General features: G+C 38.3%; 27 protein-coding genes. 4 read left to right on the top strand and 23 right to left on the bottom strand.

What is annotated here, in order from left to right; all coding sequences use genetic code 11:
- Positions 1 to 27: 27 nt before the first annotated feature.
- From rpoD to EDC41_RS02220, 4 genes are all read right to left on the bottom strand, one after another.
- Positions 28 to 1,899 carry an RNA polymerase sigma factor RpoD gene (rpoD, locus tag EDC41_RS02205; RefSeq protein WP_006252286.1) on the bottom strand — a complete coding sequence of 624 codons (1,872 nt, stop codon included), beginning with the start codon at positions 1,897 to 1,899 and terminating at the stop codon, positions 28 to 30.
- A gap of 258 nt (positions 1,900 to 2,157) precedes the next feature.
- On the bottom strand, positions 2,158 to 3,906 hold the full coding sequence (dnaG, locus tag EDC41_RS02210) for a DNA primase (protein WP_006252284.1): 1,749 nt from the start codon (positions 3,904 to 3,906) through the stop codon (positions 2,158 to 2,160).
- 153 nt (positions 3,907 to 4,059) lie between these two features.
- A complete protein-coding gene (gene rpsU / locus EDC41_RS02215; protein WP_006252283.1) occupies positions 4,060 to 4,275 on the bottom strand; it encodes a 30S ribosomal protein S21 in 216 nt (71 codons plus the stop codon).
- A 147-nt stretch (positions 4,276 to 4,422) separates the two neighbouring features.
- Positions 4,423 to 5,019, bottom strand: coding sequence for a Uma2 family endonuclease (locus EDC41_RS02220; protein WP_006249513.1), 597 nt, complete (start codon positions 5,017 to 5,019; stop codon positions 4,423 to 4,425).
- 104 nt (positions 5,020 to 5,123) lie between these two features.
- On the opposite strand from EDC41_RS02220, the gene EDC41_RS13785 reads away from it, so the two are divergent.
- Together EDC41_RS13785 and EDC41_RS13790 are read left to right on the top strand one after the other, a co-directional pair.
- On the top strand, positions 5,124 to 5,684 hold the full coding sequence (locus tag EDC41_RS13785; RefSeq protein WP_006252282.1) for a hypothetical protein: 561 nt from the start codon (positions 5,124 to 5,126) through the stop codon (positions 5,682 to 5,684).
- A gap of 39 nt (positions 5,685 to 5,723) precedes the next feature.
- Positions 5,724 to 6,410 carry an O-antigen ligase family protein gene (locus tag EDC41_RS13790; RefSeq protein ID WP_256710715.1) on the top strand — a complete coding sequence of 229 codons (687 nt, stop codon included), beginning with the start codon at positions 5,724 to 5,726 and terminating at the stop codon, positions 6,408 to 6,410.
- 28 nt (positions 6,411 to 6,438) lie between these two features.
- Here the strand turns inward: EDC41_RS13790 and rfbB are convergent, their stop codons facing one another.
- The 5 genes from rfbB to EDC41_RS02250 all read right to left on the bottom strand — a co-directional run bounded on the left by rfbB (position 6,439) and on the right by EDC41_RS02250 (position 11,850).
- Positions 6,439 to 7,467: a dTDP-glucose 4,6-dehydratase gene (rfbB, locus tag EDC41_RS02230; protein WP_006252280.1), complete on the bottom strand. Its 1,029-nt coding sequence runs from the start codon at positions 7,465 to 7,467 to the stop codon at positions 6,439 to 6,441.
- A 284-nt stretch (positions 7,468 to 7,751) separates the two neighbouring features.
- The gene (locus tag EDC41_RS02235; RefSeq protein WP_020831085.1) at positions 7,752 to 8,999 is read right to left on the bottom strand and encodes a sugar transferase; all 1,248 of its coding nucleotides are present in this window, start codon (positions 8,997 to 8,999) and stop codon (positions 7,752 to 7,754) included.
- 21 nt (positions 9,000 to 9,020) lie between these two features.
- Entirely contained in the window at positions 9,021 to 10,124 is a 1,104-nt protein-coding gene (gene glf, locus EDC41_RS02240; protein ID WP_006252278.1) for a UDP-galactopyranose mutase, read from the bottom strand.
- 226 nt (positions 10,125 to 10,350) lie between these two features.
- On the bottom strand, positions 10,351 to 11,199 hold the full coding sequence (locus EDC41_RS02245; protein WP_075271739.1) for a beta-1,6-N-acetylglucosaminyltransferase: 849 nt from the start codon (positions 11,197 to 11,199) through the stop codon (positions 10,351 to 10,353).
- Positions 11,200 to 11,493: 294 nt separating this feature from the next.
- On the bottom strand, positions 11,494 to 11,850 hold the full coding sequence (locus EDC41_RS02250; RefSeq protein ID WP_230269056.1) for a Wzz/FepE/Etk N-terminal domain-containing protein: 357 nt from the start codon (positions 11,848 to 11,850) through the stop codon (positions 11,494 to 11,496).
- Positions 11,851 to 11,998: 148 nt separating this feature from the next.
- Between EDC41_RS02250 and erpA the strand changes: the two genes are divergently transcribed.
- Positions 11,999 to 12,340 carry an iron-sulfur cluster insertion protein ErpA gene (erpA, locus tag EDC41_RS02255; RefSeq protein ID WP_006249522.1) on the top strand — a complete coding sequence of 114 codons (342 nt, stop codon included), beginning with the start codon at positions 11,999 to 12,001 and terminating at the stop codon, positions 12,338 to 12,340.
- Between the two features lie 104 nt (positions 12,341 to 12,444).
- Here erpA and yidD read toward each other — a convergent pair whose 3' ends face one another.
- The 3 genes from yidD to rpmH are packed head-to-tail and all read right to left on the bottom strand — an operon-like array spanning position 12,445 to position 13,261.
- A complete protein-coding gene (gene yidD, locus EDC41_RS02260; RefSeq protein ID WP_006249524.1) occupies positions 12,445 to 12,768 on the bottom strand; it encodes a membrane protein insertion efficiency factor YidD in 324 nt (107 codons plus the stop codon).
- Complete coding sequence (gene rnpA, locus EDC41_RS02265) at positions 12,717 to 13,091, bottom strand: ribonuclease P protein component (protein WP_006249525.1); 375 nt, start codon at positions 13,089 to 13,091, stop codon at positions 12,717 to 12,719. The genes yidD and rnpA overlap by 52 nt, the downstream gene beginning before the upstream one ends.
- A gap of 35 nt (positions 13,092 to 13,126) precedes the next feature.
- Positions 13,127 to 13,261, bottom strand: a complete 135-nt coding sequence (gene rpmH, locus EDC41_RS02270; RefSeq protein ID WP_005599701.1) for a 50S ribosomal protein L34 — start codon at positions 13,259 to 13,261, stop codon at positions 13,127 to 13,129.
- Positions 13,262 to 13,497: 236 nt separating this feature from the next.
- Between rpmH and hemH the strand changes: the two genes are divergently transcribed.
- Positions 13,498 to 14,460 carry a ferrochelatase gene (hemH, locus tag EDC41_RS02275; protein WP_006252273.1) on the top strand — a complete coding sequence of 321 codons (963 nt, stop codon included), beginning with the start codon at positions 13,498 to 13,500 and terminating at the stop codon, positions 14,458 to 14,460.
- Between the two features lie 63 nt (positions 14,461 to 14,523).
- Here the strand turns inward: hemH and EDC41_RS02280 are convergent, their stop codons facing one another.
- From EDC41_RS02280 to ptsH, 11 genes are all read right to left on the bottom strand, one after another.
- Positions 14,524 to 15,471, bottom strand: a complete 948-nt coding sequence (locus tag EDC41_RS02280; protein ID WP_006249529.1) for an Abi family protein — start codon at positions 15,469 to 15,471, stop codon at positions 14,524 to 14,526.
- 211 nt (positions 15,472 to 15,682) lie between these two features.
- Positions 15,683 to 17,800, bottom strand: a complete 2,118-nt coding sequence (gene spoT, locus EDC41_RS02285) for a bifunctional GTP diphosphokinase/guanosine-3',5'-bis pyrophosphate 3'-pyrophosphohydrolase (RefSeq protein WP_006252271.1) — start codon at positions 17,798 to 17,800, stop codon at positions 15,683 to 15,685.
- 109 nt (positions 17,801 to 17,909) lie between these two features.
- Positions 17,910 to 18,191, bottom strand: a complete 282-nt coding sequence (gene rpoZ / locus EDC41_RS02290; protein ID WP_006249531.1) for a DNA-directed RNA polymerase subunit omega — start codon at positions 18,189 to 18,191, stop codon at positions 17,910 to 17,912.
- Positions 18,192 to 18,293: 102 nt separating this feature from the next.
- Positions 18,294 to 18,791 carry a thioredoxin family protein gene (locus EDC41_RS02295; protein WP_006249532.1) on the bottom strand — a complete coding sequence of 166 codons (498 nt, stop codon included), beginning with the start codon at positions 18,789 to 18,791 and terminating at the stop codon, positions 18,294 to 18,296.
- Positions 18,792 to 18,815: 24 nt separating this feature from the next.
- The gene (locus EDC41_RS02300) at positions 18,816 to 19,838 is read right to left on the bottom strand and encodes a LacI family DNA-binding transcriptional regulator (RefSeq protein ID WP_031192846.1); all 1,023 of its coding nucleotides are present in this window, start codon (positions 19,836 to 19,838) and stop codon (positions 18,816 to 18,818) included.
- Positions 19,839 to 19,877: 39 nt separating this feature from the next.
- Positions 19,878 to 21,308: a glycoside hydrolase family 32 protein gene (locus tag EDC41_RS02305; protein WP_006249534.1), complete on the bottom strand. Its 1,431-nt coding sequence runs from the start codon at positions 21,306 to 21,308 to the stop codon at positions 19,878 to 19,880.
- Positions 21,309 to 21,412: 104 nt separating this feature from the next.
- Complete coding sequence (locus EDC41_RS02310; RefSeq protein WP_006249535.1) at positions 21,413 to 22,336, bottom strand: aminoimidazole riboside kinase; 924 nt, start codon at positions 22,334 to 22,336, stop codon at positions 21,413 to 21,415.
- A gap of 116 nt (positions 22,337 to 22,452) precedes the next feature.
- Positions 22,453 to 23,880: a tRNA (N6-isopentenyl adenosine(37)-C2)-methylthiotransferase MiaB gene (miaB, locus tag EDC41_RS02315; RefSeq protein ID WP_006249536.1), complete on the bottom strand. Its 1,428-nt coding sequence runs from the start codon at positions 23,878 to 23,880 to the stop codon at positions 22,453 to 22,455.
- Positions 23,881 to 24,096: 216 nt separating this feature from the next.
- On the bottom strand, positions 24,097 to 24,597 hold the full coding sequence (gene crr, locus EDC41_RS02320) for a PTS glucose transporter subunit IIA (protein WP_006252270.1): 501 nt from the start codon (positions 24,595 to 24,597) through the stop codon (positions 24,097 to 24,099).
- 84 nt (positions 24,598 to 24,681) lie between these two features.
- Positions 24,682 to 26,403, bottom strand: coding sequence for a phosphoenolpyruvate-protein phosphotransferase PtsI (gene ptsI, locus EDC41_RS02325; protein WP_006252269.1), 1,722 nt, complete (start codon positions 26,401 to 26,403; stop codon positions 24,682 to 24,684).
- A 121-nt stretch (positions 26,404 to 26,524) separates the two neighbouring features.
- On the bottom strand, positions 26,525 to 26,782 hold the full coding sequence (gene ptsH / locus EDC41_RS02330; RefSeq protein WP_006249539.1) for a phosphocarrier protein Hpr: 258 nt from the start codon (positions 26,780 to 26,782) through the stop codon (positions 26,525 to 26,527).
- Between the last annotated feature and the right edge of the window lie 83 nt (positions 26,783 to 26,865).

The raw sequence follows: 26,865 nt of genomic DNA on the forward strand, positions 1-26,865 counted from the left end.
CTATACCATCAGGCATAGGGGAAATGATTAGTCGTCTAAGAAACTGCGTAAGGTTTCCGAACGGCTCGGGTGGCGAAGTTTGCGCAGTGCTTTCGCTTCAATTTGACGGATACGTTCACGAGTTACGTCAAATTGTTTACCAACTTCTTCGAGTGTGTGGTCTGTATTCATATCAATACCAAAACGCATACGCAACACTTTCGCTTCACGCGGGGTTAAGCCCTCTAACACTTCGTTCGTTGCCATACGCAGGCTCTCCGCAGTGGCGGAATCCAATGGTAATTCAAGGCTTTCGTCTTGAATGAAATCACCTAAATGTGAATCGTCATCGTCACCGATTGGTGTTTCCATTGAAATCGGCTCTTTGGCAATTTTCAATACTTTGCGGATTTTATCTTCCGGCATTCCCATACGTTCTGCCAGTTCTTCCGGCGTTGCCTCACGCCCCATTTCTTGTAAACATTGGCGTGAAATACGGTTGAGTTTGTTGATAGTTTCAATCATATGCACCGGAATACGAATTGTACGGGCTTGGTCAGCAATCGAACGGGTAATCGCTTGACGAATCCACCAAGTTGCATAAGTCGAGAATTTATAACCACGGCGGTATTCAAATTTATCCACCGCTTTCATTAAACCGATGTTTCCTTCTTGGATTAAATCTAAGAACTGCAAGCCACGGTTAGTGTATTTTTTCGCAATCGAAATCACCAAACGTAAGTTAGCTTCCACCATCTCTTTTTTCGCACGGCGGGCTTTTAACTCACCATTGGAAATACGCCCGCCAATTTCACGAATTTGAGCAATGGTTAAGCCTGATGTTTGCTCTAAATTCTGTAAGTTAGCAATATTGACACGGATATTATCCACATAATTAGCTAATTTCGGTACTGCATTTTTCTTGGCATTAATCGCTTTTTCAATCCACGCTTCGCTTAATTCGTGCCCTTGGAATGCTTTCAAGAAATCCGCTTTTTTCATGCCGGCATATTCCACTGCATAGCGTTGAATTTGACGTTCTTCAGTGCGAACCTGCTTCATCAGTTTTTGCATAGAAGCAACCAATAAGTCAAATTGCTTCGACACCAAACGGAACTCACGGAAAATATGAGATAAAATTTCAATTTGCTCTTTCGATTTTTTACTGGTTCGTCCGTGTTTTTGAATGACCAATAACACTTTTTCATGTTGGCTGCGTAGGGCTTCAAATTTTTCACGGGCAAGTTCCGGGTCAATTGAGCTGTCATCACTGCTGTCTGAGCTGCTATCACCGTCTTCATCTTCGTTTTCGTCATCTACATCAGGCACATCAGAAGATTCTTCATCTTCACCTAAAGCAGCCTCAATATCCTCTAACGGTGCTTCTTCTAAAATATTAGGATCGACAAATGCTGTCACTAAATCAGAAAGGCGCATTTCACCGGTTTCAACTTGAGCATAGCACGCTAACAGGCCACTTAAGGCTTCCGGATATTCCGCAATCGCACATTGAACTTCGTTAATCCCTTCTTCAATGCGTTTAGCGATATCAATCTCACCTTCACGGGTTAAAAGCTCAACTGTCCCCATCTCACGCATATACATACGCACAGGGTCAGTAGTTCTACCTAACTCTGATTCTACGGTTGAAAGCACTTTGGTGGCTTCTTCTACCACATCTTCATCGGCGATATTTTCAGCGAGTAGTAAATCATCCGTATCAGGGGCAGCCTCTAAAACTTGGATACCCATATCGTTGATCATCTGAATAATATCTTCGATCTGCTCCGCATCCACCAACTCTTCCGGTAAGTGGTCGTGCACTTCAGAAAGCGTTAAATATCCCTGTTCACGCCCTTGACTGATCAGAAGTTCTAATTGAGATTGCTGTTCTAATTGTTGATCTGCTTGGTTTTCCATAGTCTATCCGTTTATTATGCGAGCAAAAATAGTAGTGGATTATACCACTAAATTTGGTTCGACTTCATAAATTCACAAAAAAATTCTATTTTTCTAATTTACACATTACTTTGATGCTTATGAGAACAGAGAGGTGTAGCAAGAGAGATAAATAACTTTCTTTTTAGATAGAATTAATTATTTTCTTCGTTCATCACTTCTGCCAAATCTCCCCTAGCCCCTCTTTGCTAAAGAGGGGAATTATTCGAGCTTAAAATTCTATTGAAACATCAAAAGAGCATACTCTTTTTTCTCATCATCGGTTAAGCCCACAGTTCGGTCTTTGGCAATTAGCTCTTCTTTGCGTAATTCCACTAATTTGGCGTAGAGAAAATCGAGAGTGTCTATAAATGTTCGTTCGATATTTTCGGGTAACTCTAAATGATCCCAATTTGCGAGGGCTTCAACAATCTTATATTGGGGATCTTCCCGATAATGTTCAAGTAGCCCGCCCATACTGATACCTGCATTTTGCTGACAAGTTGCGACAATATCGGTTAATAATGTAAAGCCAGGATCTTTCAAGGAGGCTAAAGCACTTACATCGGGTACGAATTTCACCAAATACGGATTTTGAATCAATAACGCAATCAACAGCCGCATTGGCGTACGTTTCATTTTGACCGCTTGATGTAAAGGCTTCTCTGCCGCTTTTTTCGTCGGTAACAGAGCTTCTATCTGCGTTGGGTCTAAAATGCCTAATTTCTGTCCTAAAATATTGCGTAAATACACTCGCAGCATCTCGCCCGGAATACGATTAATTAACGGCACAGCTAAAGCAGCGAGCTTGGATTTTCCCTCTTTTGAAGAGAGATCCACATCCGCCAGCAAACTGTCAAATAAGAAATCGTTTAATGGCTTGGCATTCTGTGCCACATATTGCTCAAATCCTTCTTTACCTTGAGAACGAACAAAGGTGTCTGGATCTTCGCCATCGGGCAAGAAAATAAATTTCAGTTGGCGACCGTCTTGCAAATAAGGCAACGCATTTTCTAATGCACGCCATGCAGCATCTCGGCCGGCTCTATCGCCATCATAACAACAGACAATTTGCTCGGTGCAACGAAACATTTGCTGAATTTGTTCACCAGTGGTTGCCGTGCCTAAAGAAGCAACTGCGTTATCCACCCCAAATTGAGCAAGGGCAACCACGTCCATATATCCTTCCACCACGAATAGATAATCCGGCGTTTCATTGACTTTCAGTGCTTGATACAAGCCATATAACTCGCTACCTTTATGATAAATCACCGTTTCGGGCGAGTTCATATATTTCGCTCCTTGCTCATCATTCGGCAGCACTCGCCCACCAAAGGCAATCACTCGTCCACGCTTATCCCGAATCGGGAACATTACCCGATTGCGAAATTTATCGTAAATTCGACCGCTATCATTTTTGGTTAAAACGCCCGTATCGAGCAATTTCTGAATATCTTCCTGCGATTGCCCAAAAGTACGGAGGGCTGCATCAAAGGCATTCGGAGCAAAACCGATTTCAAAGCGTTCGATAATCTCAGGCGACAAACCTCTTTGCTGTAAATAGCTTTGTGGCTCAATTTGGTGCGATAAATTCTGCTGATAGAACTTCGCCACCGCCTCCATCAATTCATAAAGATTACGCTTGGTTTTAAAATTGGCTTGAGGCTTGCCGTCGCGTTGAATAACATTCTCTCTCGGCACTTCCAGCCCGTGCATAGCTGCCAGTTCTTCAATCGCTTCCGGAAATTCGAGTTTGTCATAATCCATCAAAAAGGTGATGACATTGCCGTGTACGCCACAGCCGAAACAATGGTAAAACTGTTTTGATTGGCTTACCGAAAAGGAAGGGCTTTTCTCGTGATGAAAAGGACAGCAGGCTTGATAATCTCGCCCAGCCTTTTTGAGTTTGACCCGACTGTTGATGACCTCAACAATATCGGTGCGAGCGATAAGATCATCAATAAATGAACGTGGAATTGTGCCTTTCATTGATTTCCTCCTGCTCTTTGAATGATACAAGCGGAGCAATTTTGCAAATTTTTTGCAAAAAACAACCGCTTGAAATAGAAACGTTAAAAACACCAAAACCGTGAGCCTAACGGAATCACGGTTTCGATATAGTTTGCTAACCAGCCTAACTAATTAGTATAAACGTGTGTTACGTGCGTTCTCACGGAAATTACGTTTAGCGTGACGTTTAGCAAGTGATGCTTTTTCACGTTTACGAATTGTAGTTGGTTTTTCGTAGAATTCACGAGCACGAACTTCAGCTAAGATACCCGCTTTTTCGCAAGAGCGTTTGAAACGACGTAATGCTACGTCAAATGATTCATTTTCACGAACTTTAATTACTGGCATATGCCATCACCTCAGAAAAATATGATTAAATTAAACCGCACACAATTTTGGCGGCATAGAACAAAAAAGGTAGTGCATTCTACCTTAAGCACTCACATAAGTAAAGTAGTATTGTGGCATAAAACCGCCGTATTATGTTGCATTTTTCTACAGTTCGAATAATTTCTCGGTCGAAAAACTTAATGCCGGAAAGACCACCGAAGTTGCCGGTTCATCTTCTGCCACCGGCTGAATACCGATATATTTACCGTTTTCCAACACAAAAATCTGAATAGTGCGGGTTTCGGGAGAAACAATCCAATACTCTTTCACCCCTTGTTCCTGGTAAAGCTCGTATTTATCTTTCATCTCCCTTTTGGTATTACCCGGAGAAAGGATTTCCACCACTAAATCCGGTGCCCCTACACAGCCTCTTTCATCTAACTTACTGACATCACAAATTACACAAAGATCAGGCTGCACTACAGTTTTGACTTTTCCGTTTTCATCGGGAAACCGAACGTCAAAAGGCGCAGAATAAATCTGGCATTGGTGATTGTCAAAAACCTCTAAAAATTTTGCTGTCATCTTCATAGAAATTCGCTGATGAAAACGAGTAGGAGCCGGAGACATCGCCACAATTTTCCCTTTGATAATCTCAACCCGCTCTTTAAATTTCCATAGCAAATAATCAGCGTAACTGTAACTTTTTTGTAAGTCCAGTTGATTTAAGCTGGTAATTTCGTTCATTGGTAATAAGCTCATACCGCCTCCTTTTTCAGAAACATAAGGATATTATGCAGAATAATCCCTCAAATTCAACAAAACTTTGCTAAAATGATAGATACTAGCTATAGCCTTAGTATAAAATGGCAAGAATTTTCCATTCTTTAGGACTTAGTTTAATGCTTCATCATCTGAAAAAAATAGAAAAGCCACAAATAACGCTTTTTGTAAATATCTTAGTTGCTGCATTTTTTGTAACAGTGCTGACCTTTAAAAAAGGATATAGTTATGTGCCGATGACTTTAGGCGTTATTGCAACATTTAGTTTCTTATATTACAGATCTAAATTGAAAATAAAATGGCAGTTGGATAAGGAGGATAAATATTTTATTTTTACTCTTATTGCTTATTTCCTATCATTTGTGATTTCAACTATTTTCAATGGTGATGGATTTAGAGAAATTGATAATCCAAGTAGAATTCTATTACTAATTCCATTAATTTTCTTTTTTAATATTTACTCTATTAAAAAAGAGATAATTTTTCATTTTATTCCTATTGGTTCATTCTTGGTGGGGATGCTTGCTCTTTATCAAAAATTTATTCTTAAATGGCAAAAACCATTCCCTGACATAATGCATATTCAAGCGGGGAATATCTCTATATTATTAGGATTACTCAGTATATCCATTGCATTTTATTAGTTCGCAGAAAAGAAAAATAGAATAGCACTCTTATATATTATCTTCGCTGCATTTGGTTTGTTAGCCAGCATTCTAAGCGGTGCAAGGGGTGGCTGGATTGCCTTTCCTTTTTGTTTTCTACTCATTCTAATATACAATTTACAACATATAAATAAAAAACTAATCATATTCATCTCTTTATTATTAAGTGTTGTATTAGCTATATTTATAGCTAGACCAGAATTTGGTATTCAACAAAGATATAATGAGGCTAAATCAGATATAATCGGCTATTTTGAGCAAGGAAATAAAAATTCCTCTCTCGGTGCCCGTTTTGATATGTGGGAAAACACCATAGCTGCAATTACAGAAAAACCAATATTAGGACATGGTGGTATCGGATATGATAATTTCAGAGAAAGACAAATGAAAGCAAATAAAATGGCAAAAACAACGTACTTTAACAGCTTACATAATCAATATCTAGAAGCTTCTGTAAAGCGTGGCCTTATTGGATTTTTAGCATTAATAGCAGTTTTAATCATTCCTTTCATCATTTTTACAAAACGCTTGAAAGATAATAATATAGCAATAAAATGCACTGCCATTTTAGGGATAATACATATTATTTCTCATTCATTCTTCTTAAGCCAATCATTCTTAGCTCATAATTCAGGGTCAATGTGTTATTTCTTTATATTAATTTTGCTATACTATTTAGTAAAATATAAAGAGAAGAACATATAAAAATAAAGGCAGAAATTAATTTCTGCCTTTATTTTTTAACCCACCATTCTTTATTATCTAAATACCAATTTACTGTTTTACGAAGACCACTTTCAAATGTCTCCTGAGGTTTCCAGCCTAACTCTTTTTGAATTTTAGTTGAATCTAATGCGTAGCGGACATCATGCCCGGGCCGGTCTTGAACATAGCGAATTAGATCAACATATTTTTTAACATTCTTAGGCTTATTTGGCACTAACTCCTCTAACAGCTCACAAATTGAATAAACCACCTCAATATTGCTTTTTTCTTGATGGGAGCCAATATTATAACTTGCGCCTAATTTACCTTTAATTAAAACATCGTATAAAGCACGAATGTGATCTTCGACGAAAATCCAATCCCGAATTTGCAAACCATCACCATAAATAGGCAAAGCCTTTCCTTGCAATGCATTTGAAATCATTAATGGGATCAATTTTTCAGGATATTGATAAGGACCAAAATTATTGGAGCAATTTGTAATAATCGCTGGTAAACCATAAGTTCTATACCAAGCACGTACTAAATGATCAGCCGATGCTTTGGAAGCAGAATAAGGGTTACTTGGGGCATAAGGTAAATTTTCAGCAGATGGTTCAGCTGTTAATGGCAAATCACCATACACTTCATCTGTTGAAATGTGGATAAAACGAAACGCTGATTTTCGAGGTTCGGGCAAATGCTCCCAATATTGTCGAGTGACTTCTAACAGAGAATAAGTTCCAACAATATTAGTTTGAATAAACTCACCAGCACTCTTGATTGAGCGATCAACATGGCTTTCAGCAGCCAAATGCATCACCGCATCAGGCTGATATTTGCAAAAAATCTCGGAAATTTGACCACTTGCACAAATATCAACTTGCTCAAAATAATAACGCTCAGAATTCTGTACGGTTTTGATTGAGGCTAAATTTGCAGCATAAGTGAGCTTATCTACATTGATTATATGATGGTCTGTTTGCTTAGCTAAAAAACGAATTAACGCGGAGCCGATAAATCCGGCTCCACCTGTAATTAATACATTTAAACTCATCATATAACTAATAGGCTAAGGAAATAAATATCTTAAAAAGGAATTTTGCAAAAAAATATCGCAATCACACGCTTACAATATATAAACATAGATAATAACATAAGACATAATTATAATAAAAAAGCTAAAGCCCTAATAATATTCAAATATATAAATCTTGAATTAAATGATTAGCTTTTTAGCTTTTTAACTTATTAAGCTTATTTAAAAATACTATTTATCTAATATGCACCATCTCTTTTTAAAACTGTTTTAAATGTTTTAAACAAAATGACAATATCACCTCACAATGACCAATTTTTCATATACCAAACATCCATCTGAACTCGAGTATCAAAATCAGTATCACTACGGCCGCTTACTTGCCATAAACCTGTAATTCCGGGCTTAACGCCTAAAACCAAGGAGATTTTATTACCAATATCTTTTTTCTCAATTACCATATAAGGGCGAGGTCCTATTAAGCTCATTTCCCCTTTAAAAACATTTAACAACTGTGGTAGCTCATCTAAAGATGTTTTTCTTAAAAAAGAACCTACCTTAGTAATACGTGGATCATTCATATATTTATGATAAATATTATAATAAGCCTTTTCTTCCGGATTCATTTCTAACCAATCTGCCATAAAAGATTGATCAGAGTACATAGAACGGAATTTATAGCATAAAAACTCTTTACCATTTAATCCTAATCTCCTTTGCATAAAGAATACATCACCTTTAGGATCTTCAATCTTAATCCAAATAGCGATTAAACAAAGTAAAGGAAGCCAAAAAACTGATGACAAAACCACAATTGTATAATCAATTATAGCTTTATAAAATCGGTTTAATTTGCTTAATAACTTATTTTCCAAATGGAATACATTTATTCTTGAGTCAAAAAGATTATATATACTTGATTGAGAGAAATCGTAACCTACTAAAAATGGAGAAAAAATAATTTCCCTACTATTTTTGATATTATCCTCAATAATGCTATTTAATTTATCTTTACTAATATTTGTACTATCAATAAATAGTGTCTCATGCTTTATATTATCTGCTTTAACATAACCTAAGTAAGGATCATTAAAAAGCTGAAATCTAAAAGAATCACTATCTGTAATAATCTTAGCCGGCTTCTGCCAAAATTTTAAATTAAACAACATCTTTTTAACAAAAATCTTAAAGACAGGAATTGTAATTGAAGATATACAGAATATTAGTATTAATGTACTTCTTGAATAAAAATCCGCATTCTGCCCCAAAGCTAATGCTGCAAACAAAATAATAAAAGATAAAAAGCAAGCTCTAACCACTAACTTGCTTTCGTGCCAAAACTCAAATCTTCTATTGTAGACACCAAAATAAGCAAGAAGAAGAATAAGAGTAACATATACGGCACTAAATGTAATATAAGAATATGTTATTACCGGCATATCCCAAAAAACATTTAATACCTTTCTTAATGATACTGCACATATTATTGAAACAAGTATGGCAAATATATCAAAAATAATTAATGTTATCGCAGAAATTATCTTATTCAAAATATTCCCCTTGCAAATTATCTACTTAAAATGTTTGTCTACACAAGCTAAGGCCTCAGCAATAATATTGTGCATATCAAAATATTTATACTGAGCTAAACGTCCGCCAAAAATCACATTGCTTTTTTCATCAGCTAATACTTTATATTTAGCATAAAGCTCATTATTTCTTGCATCATTAATTGGGTAATATGGTTCATCTCCTTGTTCATATTCTTTCGAATATTCACGGGTCATTACTGTTTTAGGTTGGATACCATATTCAAAATGTTTATATTCAATAATTCGGGTATAAGGAACTTCTGCTTCCGTATAGTTAACTACCGCATTACCTTGAAAGTTTGGTATATCTAATAATTCGTTATCAAAACGTAAACTTCGGTACTCTAATCTGCCAAACCGATAACCAAAGTATTCATCGATCATTCCGGTAAACACAATTTTATCAGCTAGATTCTCATAATATTCACGCTCAAGAAAGAAATCTACACCAAGTTTTACTTCTATACCATCTAGCATTCTTTCAAAAATGCCCGTATAACCACCAATCGGAATACCTTGATAAGTATCATAGAAGTAATTGTTATCGTAAGTGTAACGCACAGGTAGACGTTTAATAATAAAAGCAGGCAACTCTGTACATTTTCTACCCCATTGTTTTTCCGTATAGCCTTTGATTAATTTTTCATAAATATCACGACCAACTAATGAGATTGCTTGTTCTTCCAGATTTTTAGGTTCTGTAATATGCTCTTGAGCAATTTGCTCTTTAATTTTGGCTTCAGCTTCTTCCGGTTTAATTACTCCCCACATTTTATTGAAGGTTAACATATTAAATGGCAAGCTATAGAGTTCATCTTTATAACGTGCAACCGGTGAATTGGTAAAGCGATTAAATTCAGCAAATTGTTGAATGTAATCCCAAACCAATTTATTGCTTGTATGGAAAATATGAGCACCATATTTATGTACGTTGATACCTTCTATATTTTGAGTATAGCAGTTACCTCCAATATGGTCACGTTTTTCAATTACCAAACATTTTTTACCACGTTTTGTGGCTTCATAAGCAAAAATAGTCCCAAAAAGACCTACTCCAACAATAAGATAGTCATATTTTCTCATAAGAATGCCCTAATTTATATTAACTAATATCTAAATTTATTATCATCTATAGCTATAACTTTCTTCCCTAAAATTAGTCTACTTAGGAAATGATTTCTGAACTCACCAGAACTTACTTCTTTTAAGCCCTCTTTCATACTGTAATTTATCCAGGCATAAAACAAAAAACACTCATTCCATAGTCTTAATTACGAAAAGAATTAGTAAGAAGTATTAACTCATAAATTTAAGAAAACTGCGTTCTCGCCTTAATAAAATCTATCATTGCTGGGTAAGTTTGTATATCAAACTTTCTAGCAAAGAAATGCCCTCTATTAATAGCCTTCTCTAAAGAGGAAAAATCTTCACTCGAATCTGTCCAAGTGTAAGGAGAACCATCCCACCAATTAATATATCTTAAATTACCTTGAAATTCCTCCGGATCATTTACCATCCCTTTTGAATAATAAATCCTAGATTCCCACCCATATTTATTAATAATTGTAGGAATAAATAATTCATCACAAAATAGTGAATGAGAAAAAACATCTCTAATCCATAATTCTTCATCGAGCAGGATAGTAACTAGCTCATCTGTAATGCTAACCCACTGTGAGGCATATCCTAAAGCCGTACCGAAAGTTTTAAATTTATCTGCACTACATATTCTTTTCATATACAATTCTGAAGATCGGATAAATTTTTGAAAAAATTTACCAATCAACTTATTACTAAAAGTTCGTTCACTAATATGTGGTGCCCAATAGTGGATTCTGACTCGATCATAAATTTTATTTCTTTCAAATGATTCTTTCGAAACTATAGTCAGGAATTCTTTACCTTGATGTTTATCAAAGAATTGGTGGATAGTATCTTGGCTGACTAGAGGTAAATCAACACCAGATAGCAAATGATAGTAAGCATAGCTGCTATTTCTATGAGCTTTCTTAAAGAGAAGCATTTCAACCTGTATTTGAGAATAATCGCCCCAGTTTACAGAAATTCTATCAGTAAAATTTACCATTGATATCAAATTCAGAGCACTGATTCTTGCTTTCAAATCAGTAATACGGCGATCCTCTACTTTAGCATCAATAAATAAATATCATTTCTAGGATGATTAAGTAACTCAATTAAAAAGAGTAATTGCTCAAATTTTTCATGTGCAATTATAAGATAAGCATGCTTTTTAGACATAATAAACCTGTTTTTGATGAATACAACTAGATTTTCTCACAAAGCTCTAATTAGCCTTTTCAGAAGCTAAAGCATACAAGATAACTCTAATCCCAGCAGATATAAATGAATTGAAGTATCCTTCATATTTTATGACAACTATTTTTTAATCAAATTAAATATCTCTGTTAGAAGTAATAAAAGATAATCTTGCTTATTTAAGTAAAGTGATAAAAAATTCATTTTTAGTATCTTGAGATTGTGCTAATCGGTTAAAATTGTTGAACAAACTCGCAGACAATGCATTTGGATCAACAGGATCTACACGCAAAATCCGACTATATTCTCTGCGAACATTTAAATACTCACCTAACTCTGTTAATTTAGGGGCAATAACTGTTGCCTTAGACGTCCATTGCTCTTTTGCAGTAAATGCATAAATACCAGCAAGTAATGTGGTAATGAATGTTGTTATAACAATCCACCATTTTTTATCCCATAGAGCACGAAAAATCTCAATTAAATCAATCTCATCCGAGCTTTGCTCATGACTTTTTACTGAATCTGCCATAGTTTCCTCTAAAATTTGCATGTTTCTGTACAGCATTATACATAATTTTCTTATTTCCACTGCATTCATTTACTCTTTTTTAAGATTGCACTTCCTATGTAATTATTAGATAATATCCAATCACAGTAAAATTTTGATCTAAAACAAAATGAGCGATATTCAAATTCCTTTAATCTTTACTGATGCGGCGGCTCGTAAAGTAAAAAGCTTAATTGAGGGCGAAGAGAACCCGAATCTTCGCTTGCGTGTGTATATTACGGGTGGGGGCTGTAGTGGATTCCAGTATGGGTTCACCTTTGATGATCAAGTCAATGAGGGAGACCTTACCATTGAGAATCAAAGCGTTGGCTTGGTGGTTGACCCGATGAGCCTACAATATTTAATTGGTGGCACGGTGGATTATACCGAAGGGCTGGACGGCTCACGTTTTGTCGTGAATAATCCAAATGCAAGCTCAACCTGTGGTTGTGGTTCTTCCTTTAGCATTTAATTCACTCGAATTATTGCCTTATTCAATATCAGTCTCACAAGTAAATTTTTTACTAAAAATGACCGTTTGTATCAAACAAAATAGCCTAACTTATTGAGTTTAGGCTATTTTTTATCATTATGTTTGCAGTTGCCTTTACAACAAAGTGGGACAGGATCTTCGCCTCCCTCACTCAAAGGGTTGCAACGCAGAATACGCTTAAACGCTAAATACCCACCTTTAATTGCTCCGTGGATTTTAATCGCTTCGACCGCATAGGTGGAGCAGGTTGGGTAAAATCGGCAACGTGGGCCAATCAATGGGCTGATAGCATAGCGATAGAAATAAATCGGTAGCAATAGAATTTTGGCTAATAGGCTGAGACGAGGTGGCTGATTTATGGATTCTGTTGTGCCGGCTTTTTGCTCAGGCGAATGTGTCTTGACCATAGTTTTTCCAATGTTTCAAACAGCGTTGCGTTGTCTAATTTGCCAATGCCGCCTTTTGCCACAAATACAAAATCGAAATTCGGCAATTCGTGTTGCTTGAGGCGAAAACTTTCACGCACTATCCGCTTAATGCGATTACGGTCGTGAGCCCGTTTTAAATGTTTTTTGGCAACAGTTAAGCCTAGACGAGGATTTTCTAGATTATTCTCTCTAGCAAGAAGAGTCATTTGGGGTGTGCTGGCTCGAAGTGGCTCTTCAAACACCGCCTTAAATTGAACGGGAGCTAACAAACGTAGCTCCCGAGAGAAATTTAGCTTCTTCACACTTAATCAGAAAGGTGTTTTGGCTGGTTCTGCAATTATGCAGATAAAGATTTACGACCTTTAGCACGACGACGCGCTAACACTTGACGACCGTTTTTAGTAGCCATACGAGCACGGAAACCGTGAGTACGAGCACGTTTTAATACTGATGGTTGAAATGTACGTTTCATTGCTTATCTACCTAAAATTTAAAAAGTTGGCATAAAATGGTTTCTGCCAAACAAGGACCATAAAAAAGAGTTGCAATTCTACAGGCAATTAAAATAAAAAGCAAGAAACAATCCAAGCACAACTCGGGTTGTTTGCAAAATTTTTGAAAAATACGACCGCTTGTTATAATCGCAGAAATTTATATTGGTTTGTGGCATAATCGAAAAAATATTAACTATTGATGAGAAATAGAACAATGAATCAACCCCAACAAATAGGTATTTTGCTGGCTAATTTAGGTACGCCAGATGAACCCACGCCAAGTGCGGTGAAGCGTTATTTAAAGCAATTTTTAAGCGATCCTCGTGTGATCGATCTACCAAAATTTAAATGGCAAGCAATCCTAAACTGCATCATTTTGCCAAGACGTTCGCCAAAAGTGGCAAAATTATATCAATCAGTATGGAGCGAAGAAGGCTCACCGTTATTGGCGATTTCTCGGCAACAACAACGAGCGGTACAACGCTATTTTGATGCCAAAGGCAAAAATGTGGTGGTGGAATTGGGAATGTCTTACGGCAATCCAAGTATTGAAAGTGCGACCGATAACCTCATCAAGCAGGGGGTTGAACGAATTATTGTGCTACCGCTTTATCCGCAATACAGTAGCACTACTACCGCTTCGGTGTTTGATGCTTTCGCCAACGGCTTAAAAGCACAACGTAAAATCGTGCCGTTTGATTTTATTCACAGTTATCATAATGATCCGCTTTATATTCAGGCATTAGCTAACTCTATTGATGTTAAACCTGACGAGTTATTACTGTTTTCATTTCACGGCATTCCTAAACGTTATGAAACGGAAGGTGATTTTTACGCCAAGCATTGCCAAGAAACAGCAGAATTAGTGGCTGAAAAGCTAGGTCTGCCAAGAGAAAAATGGTATTTGTCTTTCCAGTCCCGTTTTGGTGATGAAGAGTGGCTACAGCCTTATACCGATGAAACGCTTGAAAGTTTTCCACAAAAAGGGGTAAAAAAAGTGGCTGTTGTTTGCCCGGGCTTCTCCGCCGATTGCTTAGAGACCCTGGAAGAAATTGCAGAAGAAAACCGTGAAAACTTTGAACACACCGGCGGAGAATCTTATCGCTACATTCCAGCGTTAAATGCGAGTGGCGATCATATCAAGGCATTAGTAAAATTAATCGAAGCGAAAATATAATATAATTTGGGCGGATAATAAATCCGCCCATTTTTATCTACACCCTATAGGAATGTACTTATTTTATTTAATTTTCTCTAATATTTCTCTGTTAAATCCCATCAGTTCTACTTTTGTATTCGGTAAATTAGGGAAGTCATTTAATAAATCTTCAAACTTATCTAACCAATGGTAATTAGTGCTGGTTTGACTAACTAAAAACCACAGAATAGCTACCCTTCCGAAAATTCTCTCCTTTGCTTTGTCATCCAGCGATAAGTTTGAAAAATACTGCTGCATTTTTTTAAATTTCGACCAACGAGGATCATCTAGCTTAGGAATAGCAATATCGCTAAATTTTCTGTTCCAAATACGAGAATGGTGAGCAGAAAGGTTTCTTACAATGTTTATTTCATTCAACCAATTCTTTAACGTATTCTCATCTACATTAAATTTCTTAGCAATTTTCCTTTGGTGTTGCCCATTTAACAATGAGTAAAACTTAGATAATGCACCAAAATCCCAGGTTTCAGTAATTACCCAAAAAGGGATTTCCTTCTCATTTTTTCTATGCCATTCAATAGAATCATCTTTACTACGCTTAATTTTATTAGCTGTAGTTTCTAGCCAATTTGCATAAGCATAATTAGATTTCCATTGAAATTTTAAGAACTTTTGATTAATCAGAGAATAATCTTCATAAGCCAAAGGATTTTCACGCCCCAATTCATGAGCCATAATATTACGAATATTAACTTCTAAACGTTCAATAATATCCAATAATAAAAGCCTTAGTTTTTTATCAAAAATATATAGCTTATAAACTTCTTCAAATTGTACATTTTCGAGAAAATTTTCGCTAAGCCCACCATCTTGATTAGGCTTTCTAGATATATGCCAAAATCCAGATAAACGATAATACCCTACCTGAGATAATTTTTTCTCTGCATAGCTTTTATCATTTATGAGCATTCCTCTAGATATGAGTAGTTCTACTAATTCGTGATACTCTTTATGTGGTTTTGTAGGCATAAAATTGAAGGCATTTTAAGAAAGGCAAGGACGTAGCTTGACACTCTAAGTCGATTACATTTAGTAAACCTCAGGGACAGGGGCTACGCCACGATTGCAAGGGATTATACATTTTAGCTGATTAAAGTCAAAAGGTTTCATCAATTAATAATAGCAATACTGTACTTTTAAGGACTATAATTGCAAAAAACTGATAAAATTTTACCGCTTGTTACTGCTTACGGGCCGCTTTTACAACACCTTTTACACTTAATAGCTTACGGAGAATCAGCTCAGAATGCTCTTTATTTTCCACAGAAATTTGTACTCTCACTTGATAGATATTTCCTTCTCTTGCCTCGCTATTAATGCTGCCAATGTTGCTATTTAATTTGGCAAGCGTTGATGTGATCCCCGCGAGTACCCCTGGTTCATTGATAATATCCAGTACGATTTCCGTTTCAAATTGAATCGCTTTTTCTTTGGCAATTTCCCATTCCACAGGTAAATAATTACTCGGCTCTGTTGCGTAATCTTTCACATTACCACAACAAGCATTGTGGATTACCAATCCTTTACCTGAACTGACGTGAGCAATAATTTCATCACCCGGTATAGGTAAGCAACAGTTTGCAAAACTGATAAGGCGGTTCTCAATCCCTTCAATTTTAAGCGGTTGATTATTTTCTGGATTACCATCAGTATCAATTAATAGTGGCTCCCCTAATAAGCGTTGAGCGATAACATTACTCATTTGGTTACCTAGACCAATTTCAGCCAGTAGCTCATCAAAGCTTGATAAACGTAGCTCGTCTAATACGGATTGAATAGTTTCTGAACACAATTCATCAAGTGAGCGTAAATTCATTGCCCGAACTAGCTGTCTACGCCCAAGTGCAATCGCCTCATCGTGCTGCTGATTTTTAAGCGATTGACGAATTTTAGCCCTCGCCTTACCACTTACTACAAAATTTAACCACGATGCATTTGGGCGCTTACCTTGCTCGGTAATAATTTCCACCGTCTGTCCTGTTCGTAGCGGTTCTGAAAGTGGATACGGATTGCGATCAACCATCGCACCTACACAACGATCCCCAATGCCTGAATGCACCGCATAGGCAAAGTCAATAGCGGTAGCATTCGCCGGCAATTCAACAATACGCCCTTTCGGGGTAAAGACGAAAATATCGTCAGAGAACAGATCCGATTTAACGCTATCAATAAATTCTGCTGTATTGCCGGCACTGCTTTGCAATTCAACAATACTTTGTAGCCATTGCTGGGCTTTGAGTTGAACGGTCGTGTTATGGTGCGACTCGCCCTCTTTGTAACGCCAGTGAGCTGTTACCCCCATATCCGCCATTTTGTCCATATCTTCGGTGCGAATCTGTACCTCCACCGGTACACCGTGCGGGCCAATCATCGAAGTGTGTAAAGATTGATAGCCATTCGGTTTTGGCACGGCAATATAATCTTTCACCCGTTTCGGACGAGGCTTATACAGTGCGTGCATCTGCCCTAATACACGGTAACAATTATCTACATTATCAACCACTACTCGGAAAGCATAAATATCTAAAATCGAATGAAAATGTTGATCTTTCTGGCGCATTTTTTGGTAAATGGAATAGAGATGTTTTTCACGCCCATACACACGGGCTTCAATTTGCACCTCTTCTAACCGACCACGAATATCATCGGCAATGCGTTGAATTAGCTCTTTACGATGTCCTCTGGCACTGGCAATAGCCATTTTCAGTACCCGATAACGTTGCGGGTGCATTGCCTCGAAGCCTAAATCTTCCAACTCGTTTTTAATATGCTCTATTCCCAAGCGATGTGCCAACGGGCTATAAATCTCTAAGGTTTCTTTCGCTATACGGCGGCGTTTATCCGGACGCAAAGCACCAAGCGTACGCATATTATGGGTTCGGTCGGCAAGTTTAATTAACACAACCCGAATGTCTTTGGTCATTGCCAAAATCATTTTACGGAAGTTTGCCACTTCTGCCTCTTGGCGGGTGCGGAATTTTAATTTATCCAGCTTAGAAACGCCTTGTACAATATCTGCTACGCTCTGTCCAAATTCCGCCGCCAGTTCTTCTTCGGTGTAAGGTGTATCTTCAATCACATCGTGCAACAAAGCCGCAATCACCGCTTCTTGATCGAGCTTCATTTCCGCAATAATCGACGCCACTGCTACCGGGTGAGTAATATAAGGCTCACCGCTAGAGCGTGTTTGCCCCTCGTGAGCATCACGGGCTATCACATAAGCACGTTTTACACGCTCAATCTGCTCGGGTGGCAAATAGCCTTGAATAATTCGATCTAAAGGTTCAAAAAGATACACGTTATACCTCAACAACAGAAATAAAAATGGACAACGAATTTGCAAATTTTGAGGAAAATCCTACCGCTTGCAGACTCAATTGTCCATTCTCTATTTACGAAAAATAAAATTACGCTTCGTTGCTCATTTCAGTTAAAAATGAAATCGCCTCTTGCTCCGCCGCTTCTTGCTTAATAGAGTCGTGATTTTCCAGCTGATCCATAATGTCAGTTGTAATTAAGCCTTCTTCAATTTCACGTAATGCAATCACGGTCGGCTTATCGTTTTCTTCAGGCACAAGTGGCTCACGGGTGTGAAGTTGTAATTGTCTTGCACGACGTGCAGCAATTAAGATTAAATCAAAACGGTTGCCAATTTTCTCCGCTGCTTCTTGTACGGTTACACGAGCCATAAATTTACTCCAAAGATTTATTCGGTTTTATTCATAAAAAGATTGCGAATTATACAGAAATTCCGCCAATTCCGCAATGAAAGCGGGCTAAATTCACAAAATTTATTTGGTATTCAGTAAAATCGCCAATAATTCAGCCTCAACCTCTTTGCCGAATTTTCCCATTCTAAAATCGGCTTTTAGTTGCTCGAATTGCTCAGGGTTCGCTGCCATTTTATCTTTTAAAAATTGCGGAAATTCAGATAACACTAATTCTGTTTTGCCATTACGAATATCAAAAATAGTTGGAATTTTTTGCGCAGAAATGACCGCTTGTTGCTGTTCATCGCTGTCAAAATGTTTGCGTTCCTGATTATCTTTGCGAGCCACATATTTCACCTTAATGTTAGGATTGAGCTTTGCCATTCGCTGGAAATAAGCCACAATTTCCACACAATCGGGGCAATATGGCTCTGCCATTACCAGCCAGTCCCCTTGCACGCCAACAGCTTGCAGTTTTTCTTCCGTATCTGTGGAAAGCTTGACCTCCACATACACTTCTAATTGATTTTCACGATCTTCATCGCTGTTAAATTCTAAATATTCGTAAAAATGTGCCATAATTTTGTCTTTTCCTATCTCATCTTAAATGGATTTACGCCATAAAATTTCACAATCAACTTTAACGTCATCTATTTTCTGTTGCGCTAACTTTTGCTGAATTAATTCAAAGGTACGTTCGGCAATTTGTTGGTGGTCTTGCTTAATTGAATGAATATGAAAAGGTAGTGCATTCAGTAAATGGTGATCATCAAAGGTTGCTAAATGCAGTTCTTGAGTCAATAATTTATCCATTTGTTGGTGTTCAGTCAGATAGCGCATTACTCCCTCAAGTAGGGTAAAAGAGGCTGTGAATACCGCTTCTGGGAGCCTGCCAAGTTTTTCAACTATCTGAGCGAACATTTGATAGCCCGATTCCGGCTGATAGTCTTGATGCAGAACCCAATTTTCATCAAGTGCCAAATGTGACTGCTCCAAACCTTCACGGAAGCCTTTTAAACGATTTTGACTTGGCGAGAGTGAAAGTTGTCCACCTAAGTAAAAAAACTCTTTTAAGTGATAAGCCCGTACAATATTTTCCACCAACATACTGATACTTTGTGTATCATTACTGGTGATAGAAGGGATATTCAACCCAGAAATATAGCGGTCTAGCTGTAACATTGGGGTATATTGTGCCGCATTTTGATAATAAGTCGGCTCATTATGTGTCGGAGCAGTAATCAGTAAATCTACCTGTCTGTCTAATAAACGCTCTATCGCTTTCTTCTCACCTTCAAAGGTATCATCCGAGCAAGCGATCACTAGCTGTAACCCGTTTTCACGGCATAATTTCTCTAAGGTTCTTGAGGTCAGAGCAAAGCCATAATTCGTTAAATCGGGAATGACTAAACCGATCACATTCGTGCGTTGAGCCTGTAATGATTTTGCATATACATTAGCACGATAACCGTGTTTTTTAGCGATCTCTTTCACTTTTTGGCAGGTTTCGGATTTGATTCTAAAATCATTGCCCCGCCCATTTAAAATCATACTGACTGTTGTTTTAGATACGCCGCTGAGTTCCGCAATATCACTGAGCGTTAGGCGTTTTTTAGTCACACTTATCTCCTTTTAGCATAAAAATGGGCATTACTGCCCATTGCTTTATTCTACGCTAATTGGCAATACTTTTGCTACTTTCACTTGAATCGGACGAGAGCTTTTTACGACATTTTCACGCTTAGCGATAAAAAAGCGTGAAGTCAGCACTTTTTCCCCGCCGTTTACGAAAATTTCCACCACAGAACGGTCAAAGAAAATCTCGATTGTCTCTAATTGTTCAATTTTGCAATGACGAACCGAGCCAAATTTTTCCATCAATTCTGTTTGTTCGGTTTGGCTACGATCTAAGCTCAACACCCCATTTTCAAAACGTAAGCTGAGCTTTTGCCCCTGTTCATTGCTGAAAAAATCCAACACAAGCGGTTGATTTTCCACAGAAATTTGCAAGTAGGCAGTATCCAAATTCTCGATTGCAAAATTTTCTGACATTTCGACCGCTTGTAATTCGCCTACATTCACGATTGGGTTTTGTATCACTTTGCCGTTTTGCAGGGAAAGTTTACGAGGCAATGTCAGCATTGAATGCCACTGATATTTATCAGTTGGGTAAGTGAGATCAGGCAAGCCGACCCAGCCAAACAAAATGCGATCGGAATTTTCCACCGTTTGCGGTGCGTAAAAGTCAAAGCCGTAGTCCAGCTCTTCAATATGCTCTGCCCGTAATCTGTTGCCGTTTAGCTCGCCAAGTGCGTAAGTGGCGTGGTAGTTATTTTGGAATTGATGGCTTTCACGCAGTTTGCCTTGTGGCGACCACACAAACAGATCTTTACCACCAAGTGAGAACAGATCCGGACACTCCCACATAAACACATTGCTGTTATCAAAATTGTGGACTTCCAGTTCTGCGATTAAACGGGGTGTGGCATTTAAATCGTCCATTTCATAAATTAACGCCGTGCCGGTCAAGTTTTCACGCTGAGCCCCCAACACAAAACGAATTTTGCCCTCTGCGGTAAGGTAAGGTTTCGGGTCACGCACGTGTTCGGTGTAGCCTGCCGGTGCTTGGTCGATAATGCAACGCTTTTCCAATAATTTGCCCGATTTATCAAAAATCGCGATATTTTGGTGAGGAATGCGGGCATTATCTGATGGGCGGCGTGTATTGCCGGTGTAAAAAGCGACAATCTTATCTTGCCATAAAATCGCCCCACCTGAATAACAGCCGTGGGATTCAAACAGCTCATCGGGAATCAGCAAATCCCCTTTACTGAACGTTTGAAAATCGGTAGTGATGAAATGCTGCCAATGTTTCATTCCATGTAATGCCCCATAAGGAAACCATTGGGCGAAAATATGGTATTTTTCACCATCGAAAATCAAGCCGTTTGGGTCATTAAATAAGCCTGTTTCGGGAGCGAGATGATAGGTTGGGTAAAAATCGGGATCAGATAAAACGGTTTGGCGAAGAGCGTTTAATTCGCCCTCGCTTTGTGCGTGCAGGCTTTTGTATTTGCCGTTGTTGAAAATGTGCATAGAGTGTTCCTGTCATTTCAGAAATTACGATGGTGCAAGCGTCCACGCTTGTACCCTTTTGTAAAAAATGAGGCACAAGCGTGGACACTTGCGCCATCATTACATTATTCCGCCAAAAATGCGTCTAACTCCGCTTTATTCGGTAATGCCGACATCGCCCCTTTTGCTGTGGTGGCTAACGCACCGGAAGCATTTGCTTTGCGGATCACTTCAACTAACACAGTTTCATCGTGCCAATTCGGCGTTTGAGCAAGACCGGCTAATAATCCGCTGACAAAGGCATCTCCGGCACCGGTGGTATCCACAGGTTTCAAGGCTTTGCCGGCAACGACTTGGCTTTTTCCGTTGAAATGGTAGATTGCACCGTCTTTGCCAAGGGTGATAATAATCAATTTCTCCGGATACTGAGCGGTAATAGCTTGTGTGGCTTGTTCCAAAGTTTCTGTCTCGGTTAATAAGGTCAGCTCTTCTTCGGAAAATTTGAGAATATCCGCCATCGCCACCACAGAATTTACCACTGTTTTCATTTCATCAAGGCTCTTCCAGAGCGATTCACGCAAGTTTGGATCAAACGAAACATAGCCACCCGCCTTTTTCACTCGGCGAATCCCTTCAATGGTAGTGGAACGGGATGGGTCGTTAATCAAGGCAATAGAACAGCAGTGTAAGAAATCACCTTGGTTAAATTCAGGTAAATCGCCGATTTCTAAAAATTGGTCGGCACTCGGATTTACCATAAAAGTAAAACTACGCTCACCGTTATCTAAGCCAACAATCACGGTGGAAGTGCGGTGCTGAGCGTCTAAAATCATCTGTTTGGTGCAAACATTTTCTGCCTGTAACACTTCTCGCATAAATTTACCCAGAGGGTCGTTACCCACACGCCCGATAAATCCTGCCTCAACCCCTAAACGAGAAACGCCTACTGCAACATTCGCCGGAGCACCACCGGCACATTTTAAATAGTGATGTTCGCCGTCGGGAATTAAATCCACCACCGCATCGCCTGTTACCCAAATCTTACTCATCTCATACACCTTTAATTAGTCACAAAACACCAAGCTAAAACGATTTAGCATTTATTCGATTATATACTAAAAGACCGCTTGTACATACCTACAAGCGGTCATTTTTTCTTTAATTTTTACAGATTAACCACGTATTTGCCTACACCTAAATCATCTTCTTTACGAGTGCGGGCAATCACGCTTTCTGCCGATTCCACCACACGTAATCCCATTTGGTCTTCGGTACGAATCACTTCGCCACGGAGTGAGTTGGTATAAACATCGGTGATTTTCACATCGACAAATTTGCCAATCATATCCGGTGTGCCAACAAAGTTTACTACACGGTTAGTTTCGGTTCTGCCGGTTAATTCCATCAAGTCTTTCTTAGACGGGCCTTCAACCAAAATGCGTTGTTCTGTACCGAGCATTGCACGGCTAAATTGCATTGCTTGGTGGTTGATGCGTTGTTGTAAACGGGATAATCGCTCTTTTTTCTCATCATCGGAGACATTATCAGGCAGATCTGCCGCTGGTGTACCCGGTCGAGCCGAGTAGATAAAGCTAAAGCTCATATCAAAGTTCACTTGCTCGATCACTTTCATTGTTTGCTCGAAATCCTCTGCGGTTTCGCCCGGGAAGCCTACAATAAAGTCCGAACTAATTTGAATCTCAGGTCGAACAGCACGCAATTTACGGATAATCGCTTTGTATTCCAACGCTGTGTGGTTACGCTTCATCATTGTTAATACACGGTCTGAACCACTTTGAATCGGTAAATGTAAGAAACTGACCAATTCAGGTGTATCACGATAAACTTCGATAATATCATCGGTAAATTCAATCGGGTGGCTGGTGGTGTAACGTAAGCGGTCAATACCGTCAATCGCTGCCACTAAGCGTAATAATTCGGCAAAGGTACAAATGCCGCCATCAAAAGTTTCACCACGGTAAGCATTTACGTTTTGACCGAGTAAATTAACCTCACGCACACCTTGTGCCGCAAGTTGGGCGATTTCAAATAATACGTCATCCACCGGGCGGGAAACCTCTTCGCCACGAGTGTAAGGCACAACGCAGAACGAACAATATTTATTGCAGCCTTCCATAATTGAAACGAATGCTGTAGGGCCTTCGGCTTTTGGCTCCGGCAAGCGGTCAAATTTTTCAATTTCCGGGAAAGAAATATCGACAATCGAGCTTTTACCGCCACGGATTTGGTTGATCATTTCAGGCAAACGGTGCAAAGTTTGTGGCCCGAAAACAATATCTACATAAGGGGCACGATCACGGATATGCTCCCCTTCTTGTGAAGCCACACAACCGCCAACACCGATAATCAGGTTCGGTTTATCTTTTTTCCAGTTTTTCCAACGCCCGAGTTGCGAGAATACTTTTTCTTGTGCTTTTTCACGGATAGAACAAGTGTTTAGCAACAGTACATCCGCATCTTCTGGATTTTCGGTCAATTCAAAACCGTGAGTGGAGTTTAGGAGATCCGCCATTTTTGATGAGTCGTACTCATTCATTTGACAGCCCCAAGTGGTAATATGTAATTTAGCCATAACGTTTAAAAATAATAAATAATTCAATAAATTAGAAAAGAAAAGCGTAAAGCAATTTATTATTTTTGACTTAAAATAAACCCTTTACGCAAAATTTATGGCGTTATTTTACCTTGTTGCCTATTTTTTATCTATAAATAATCGCCATTTATCTGATTTTACTTAAAAACAAAAAGCCACGATCTTCTATCGTGGCTTCAAGATAAGTATGCGGTATTACTTGGTTAAGGTTAAAACCACGCTTTCACCGGCAACAACTTGACCATTTAATTTAGATAAGTTGCTGATTTCATCCATATTTGAAATCACGATTGGCGTTAATACTGATTTGGCTTTACCTTCAAGTAGAGCTAAATCAAATTTGATGATTGGATCGCCTACTTTTACCGTTTGACCTTCCTGAGCAAGACGTGTAAAACCTTCGCCTTTTAATTCCACCGTATCAATACCAAAGTGAACAAATAATTCTACACCTTCTTCAGATTCAATTGAGAAAGCATGGTTTGTTTCAAAAATCTTACCAATAGTTCCATTTACCGGCGAAACAATCGTATCGCCAACCGGGCGAATTGCCACACCATCACCAACGATTTTCTCAGAGAAAACTACATCAGGCACATCTTCAATATTTACGATTTCACCTGTTAATGGCGCATAGATTTTGATTTCTTGACTCTCTTTTTGTTTTGAGCCGAATAATTTATCAAATAAACCCATCTTAAAATCTCCCTTAGATATTAGATACAAAATTCTCTTACATTTTATACGAGAATTTTGTATTTGTATGCTAAATAATTAAAATTAGTTTAATTTCTGATAAAACTCATCCACTAAGCGTTCAATATCTGCAGCAGTTGGTTGAGCAAGCGCTTCATCAGCTAATGCTTTAGCATCGGCAAAATTAATTGAGCGAATGAGTTTTTTAACGTGTGGCACAGAGATACCACTCATACTAAATTCATCTAATCCCATACCGAGCAACAACGCAGTTGCACGCACGTCACCGGCTAATTCACCACACATACCTGTCCATTTGCCTTCAGCGTGTGAAGCATCAATAACTTGCTTGATTAAGTTTAAGACTGATGGGCTTAATGGGTTATATAAATGAGCAATAATTTCATTACCACGGTCAACCGCTAAAGTATATTGAGTTAAGTCATTAGTGCCGATACTAAAGAAGTCCGCTTCTTTTGCAAGATGACGTGCATTTACCGCTGCTGATGGGGTTTCCACCATAATACCTAGTTTTAAGTTCTCATCAAAAGCGTGACCTTCTGCACGTAATTGATCTTTTAATTCCGCAACGATGGATTTTAATAAACGGATTTCTTCCACCGAAATAATCATCGGGAACATTACCGCTAAATTACCGAACGCAGAAGCACGCAATACAGCTCGTAACTGGGTATCTAAAATTTCACGGCGGGTAAAACCGATACGCACAGCGCGCCAACCTAAGAACGGGTTCATCTCTTTCGGTAAATCAAGGTATGGTAACTCTTTATCACCGCCGATATCCATTGTACGCAGAATGACCATTTGACCATTCATTGCTTCAACAATCTCTTTGTAGGCTTGAAATTGCTCTTCTTCTCCCGGTAATTGAGTACGATCCATAAACAAAAACTCAGTACGGTATAAACCAACCGCTTCACCACCGTTGCGTAATACACCTTCCACATCACGGATAGTACCGATATTCCCTGCCACATCAACTTTATGGCCATCTAATGTTTGAGCAGGCAACTCTTTTAATTTGGCTAATTCTTCTTTTTCCGCATTTAATTTCTCTTGTAATGCTTTGAAATTAGCGATTTTTTCTTCCGATGGATTTAAATGTACTTCATTGTTCACTGCATCTAAAATCAGAAAATCACCAGTTTTAACTAAGGAAGTAACATTGTTAGTACCAACAATGGCAGGAAGCTCTAGGGAACGAGCCATAATAGAAGTGTGAGAAGTACGACCACCGATATCGGTAATAAAGCCTAATACTTTATCTAAATTTAATTGAGCTGTTTCGGAAGGGGTTAAGTCATAAGCGACTAAAATAACTTCATCTTGAATATCACCAAGATCTACGATATTCATATTTAAAATATTGCGTACCAAGCGATTACCAATATCACGAATATCACCTGCACGTTCTTTTAAATATTCATCGTCAATTTCCGCAAGCATTGAAGCCTGCATCTCAATCACTTTACTTGCTGCAACATCCGCAGTCACAAGATTATCAGTAAGGTAACTCAAAATTTCTTCTTCAAGCTCTTCATCTTCTAAGATCATCAAGTGGCCTTCGAAAATCGCCTCTTTTTCCTCACCTAATGTACGGCGAGCTTTTTCTTTAATCGCGGTTAATTGAGCAGCTGCTTTTTCGCGGCCTGTAAAGAATTTTGCTTTTTCTGCCTCAACTTCGCTTTCAGTAATTTTGCGAGTATTCAGTACAATCGGCTCTTCTTTTAAAACCAATGCTTTTCCAAATACTGCACCAGGGGAAGCTGCGATACCTGTAATCATAATTGTGTCCTTAATTTAAGATGATGTAAAAATCATCTGGATGTTACATAGCAAAACACTTTATTGTAGCTTATTAAGCTACAATAAAGTGACATAAATCTTAAATCCGAGAATAGAAAAATTATTCTAAAGTAGGAATCAAATCAACTAAGAAATCAACTGCTTTTTGCTCATCTTCGCCGTCCGCAGAAATTGTAATTGTTGTGCCTTGAGTCAAACCTAATGTTTGTAATTTGAATAAGCTTTTTGCACTTGCACTTTTACCACCTGAAGTCACAGTGATATCAGAAGCAAAACCTTTAGCTGCTTTTACAAATTCAGCCGCTGGGCGAGTGTGTAAACCATTTGGAGCGGTAATAACAACATCTTTTGAGTACATAAAATCTTCCTCTTAAATTTGAAAGTTAAAAAAATTTGTTTTAATCCATTTATTTTGCGCACGCAACTTTACTACAAATTCAA

The sequence above is a fragment of the Mannheimia haemolytica genome, from assembly GCF_004342115.1.
Taxonomy (GTDB): domain Bacteria; phylum Pseudomonadota; class Gammaproteobacteria; order Enterobacterales; family Pasteurellaceae; genus Mannheimia; species Mannheimia haemolytica.

Coding starts and splice junctions, on each gene's coding strand:
- EDC41_RS02295 (WP_006249532.1), bottom strand. CDS start 18,791: ATGGCACATTTTTACGAATATTTAGAATTTAACAGCGATGAAGATCGT.
- dnaG (WP_006252284.1), bottom strand. CDS start 3,906: ATGAAAGGCACAATTCCACGTTCATTTATTGATGATCTTATCGCTCGC.
- hemH (WP_006252273.1), top strand. CDS start 13,498: ATGAATCAACCCCAACAAATAGGTATTTTGCTGGCTAATTTAGGTACG.
- rpoD (WP_006252286.1), bottom strand. CDS start 1,899: ATGGAAAACCAAGCAGATCAACAATTAGAACAGCAATCTCAATTAGAA.
- glf (WP_006252278.1), bottom strand. CDS start 10,124: ATGAGAAAATATGACTATCTTATTGTTGGAGTAGGTCTTTTTGGGACT.
- crr (WP_006252270.1), bottom strand. CDS start 24,597: ATGGGTTTATTTGATAAATTATTCGGCTCAAAACAAAAAGAGAGTCAA.
- EDC41_RS02305 (WP_006249534.1), bottom strand. CDS start 21,308: ATGCACATTTTCAACAACGGCAAATACAAAAGCCTGCACGCACAAAGC.
- rfbB (WP_006252280.1), bottom strand. CDS start 7,467: ATGAGTTTAAATGTATTAATTACAGGTGGAGCCGGATTTATCGGCTCC.
- EDC41_RS02220 (WP_006249513.1), bottom strand. CDS start 5,019: ATGAGCTTATTACCAATGAACGAAATTACCAGCTTAAATCAACTGGAC.
- EDC41_RS02310 (WP_006249535.1), bottom strand. CDS start 22,336: ATGAGTAAGATTTGGGTAACAGGCGATGCGGTGGTGGATTTAATTCCC.
- EDC41_RS13785 (WP_006252282.1), top strand. CDS start 5,124: ATGGCAAGAATTTTCCATTCTTTAGGACTTAGTTTAATGCTTCATCAT.
- ptsI (WP_006252269.1), bottom strand. CDS start 26,403: ATGATTACAGGTATCGCAGCTTCCCCTGGTGCAGTATTTGGAAAAGCA.
- EDC41_RS02250 (WP_230269056.1), bottom strand. CDS start 11,850: ATGGCAGATTCAGTAAAAAGTCATGAGCAAAGCTCGGATGAGATTGAT.
- EDC41_RS02280 (WP_006249529.1), bottom strand. CDS start 15,471: ATGCCTACAAAACCACATAAAGAGTATCACGAATTAGTAGAACTACTC.
- erpA (WP_006249522.1), top strand. CDS start 11,999: ATGAGCGATATTCAAATTCCTTTAATCTTTACTGATGCGGCGGCTCGT.
- yidD (WP_006249524.1), bottom strand. CDS start 12,768: ATGGTCAAGACACATTCGCCTGAGCAAAAAGCCGGCACAACAGAATCC.
- rpmH (WP_005599701.1), bottom strand. CDS start 13,261: ATGAAACGTACATTTCAACCATCAGTATTAAAACGTGCTCGTACTCAC.
- ptsH (WP_006249539.1), bottom strand. CDS start 26,782: ATGTACTCAAAAGATGTTGTTATTACCGCTCCAAATGGTTTACACACT.
- rpoZ (WP_006249531.1), bottom strand. CDS start 18,191: ATGGCTCGTGTAACCGTACAAGAAGCAGCGGAGAAAATTGGCAACCGT.
- rpsU (WP_006252283.1), bottom strand. CDS start 4,275: ATGCCAGTAATTAAAGTTCGTGAAAATGAATCATTTGACGTAGCATTA.
- miaB (WP_006249536.1), bottom strand. CDS start 23,880: ATGGCTAAATTACATATTACCACTTGGGGCTGTCAAATGAATGAGTAC.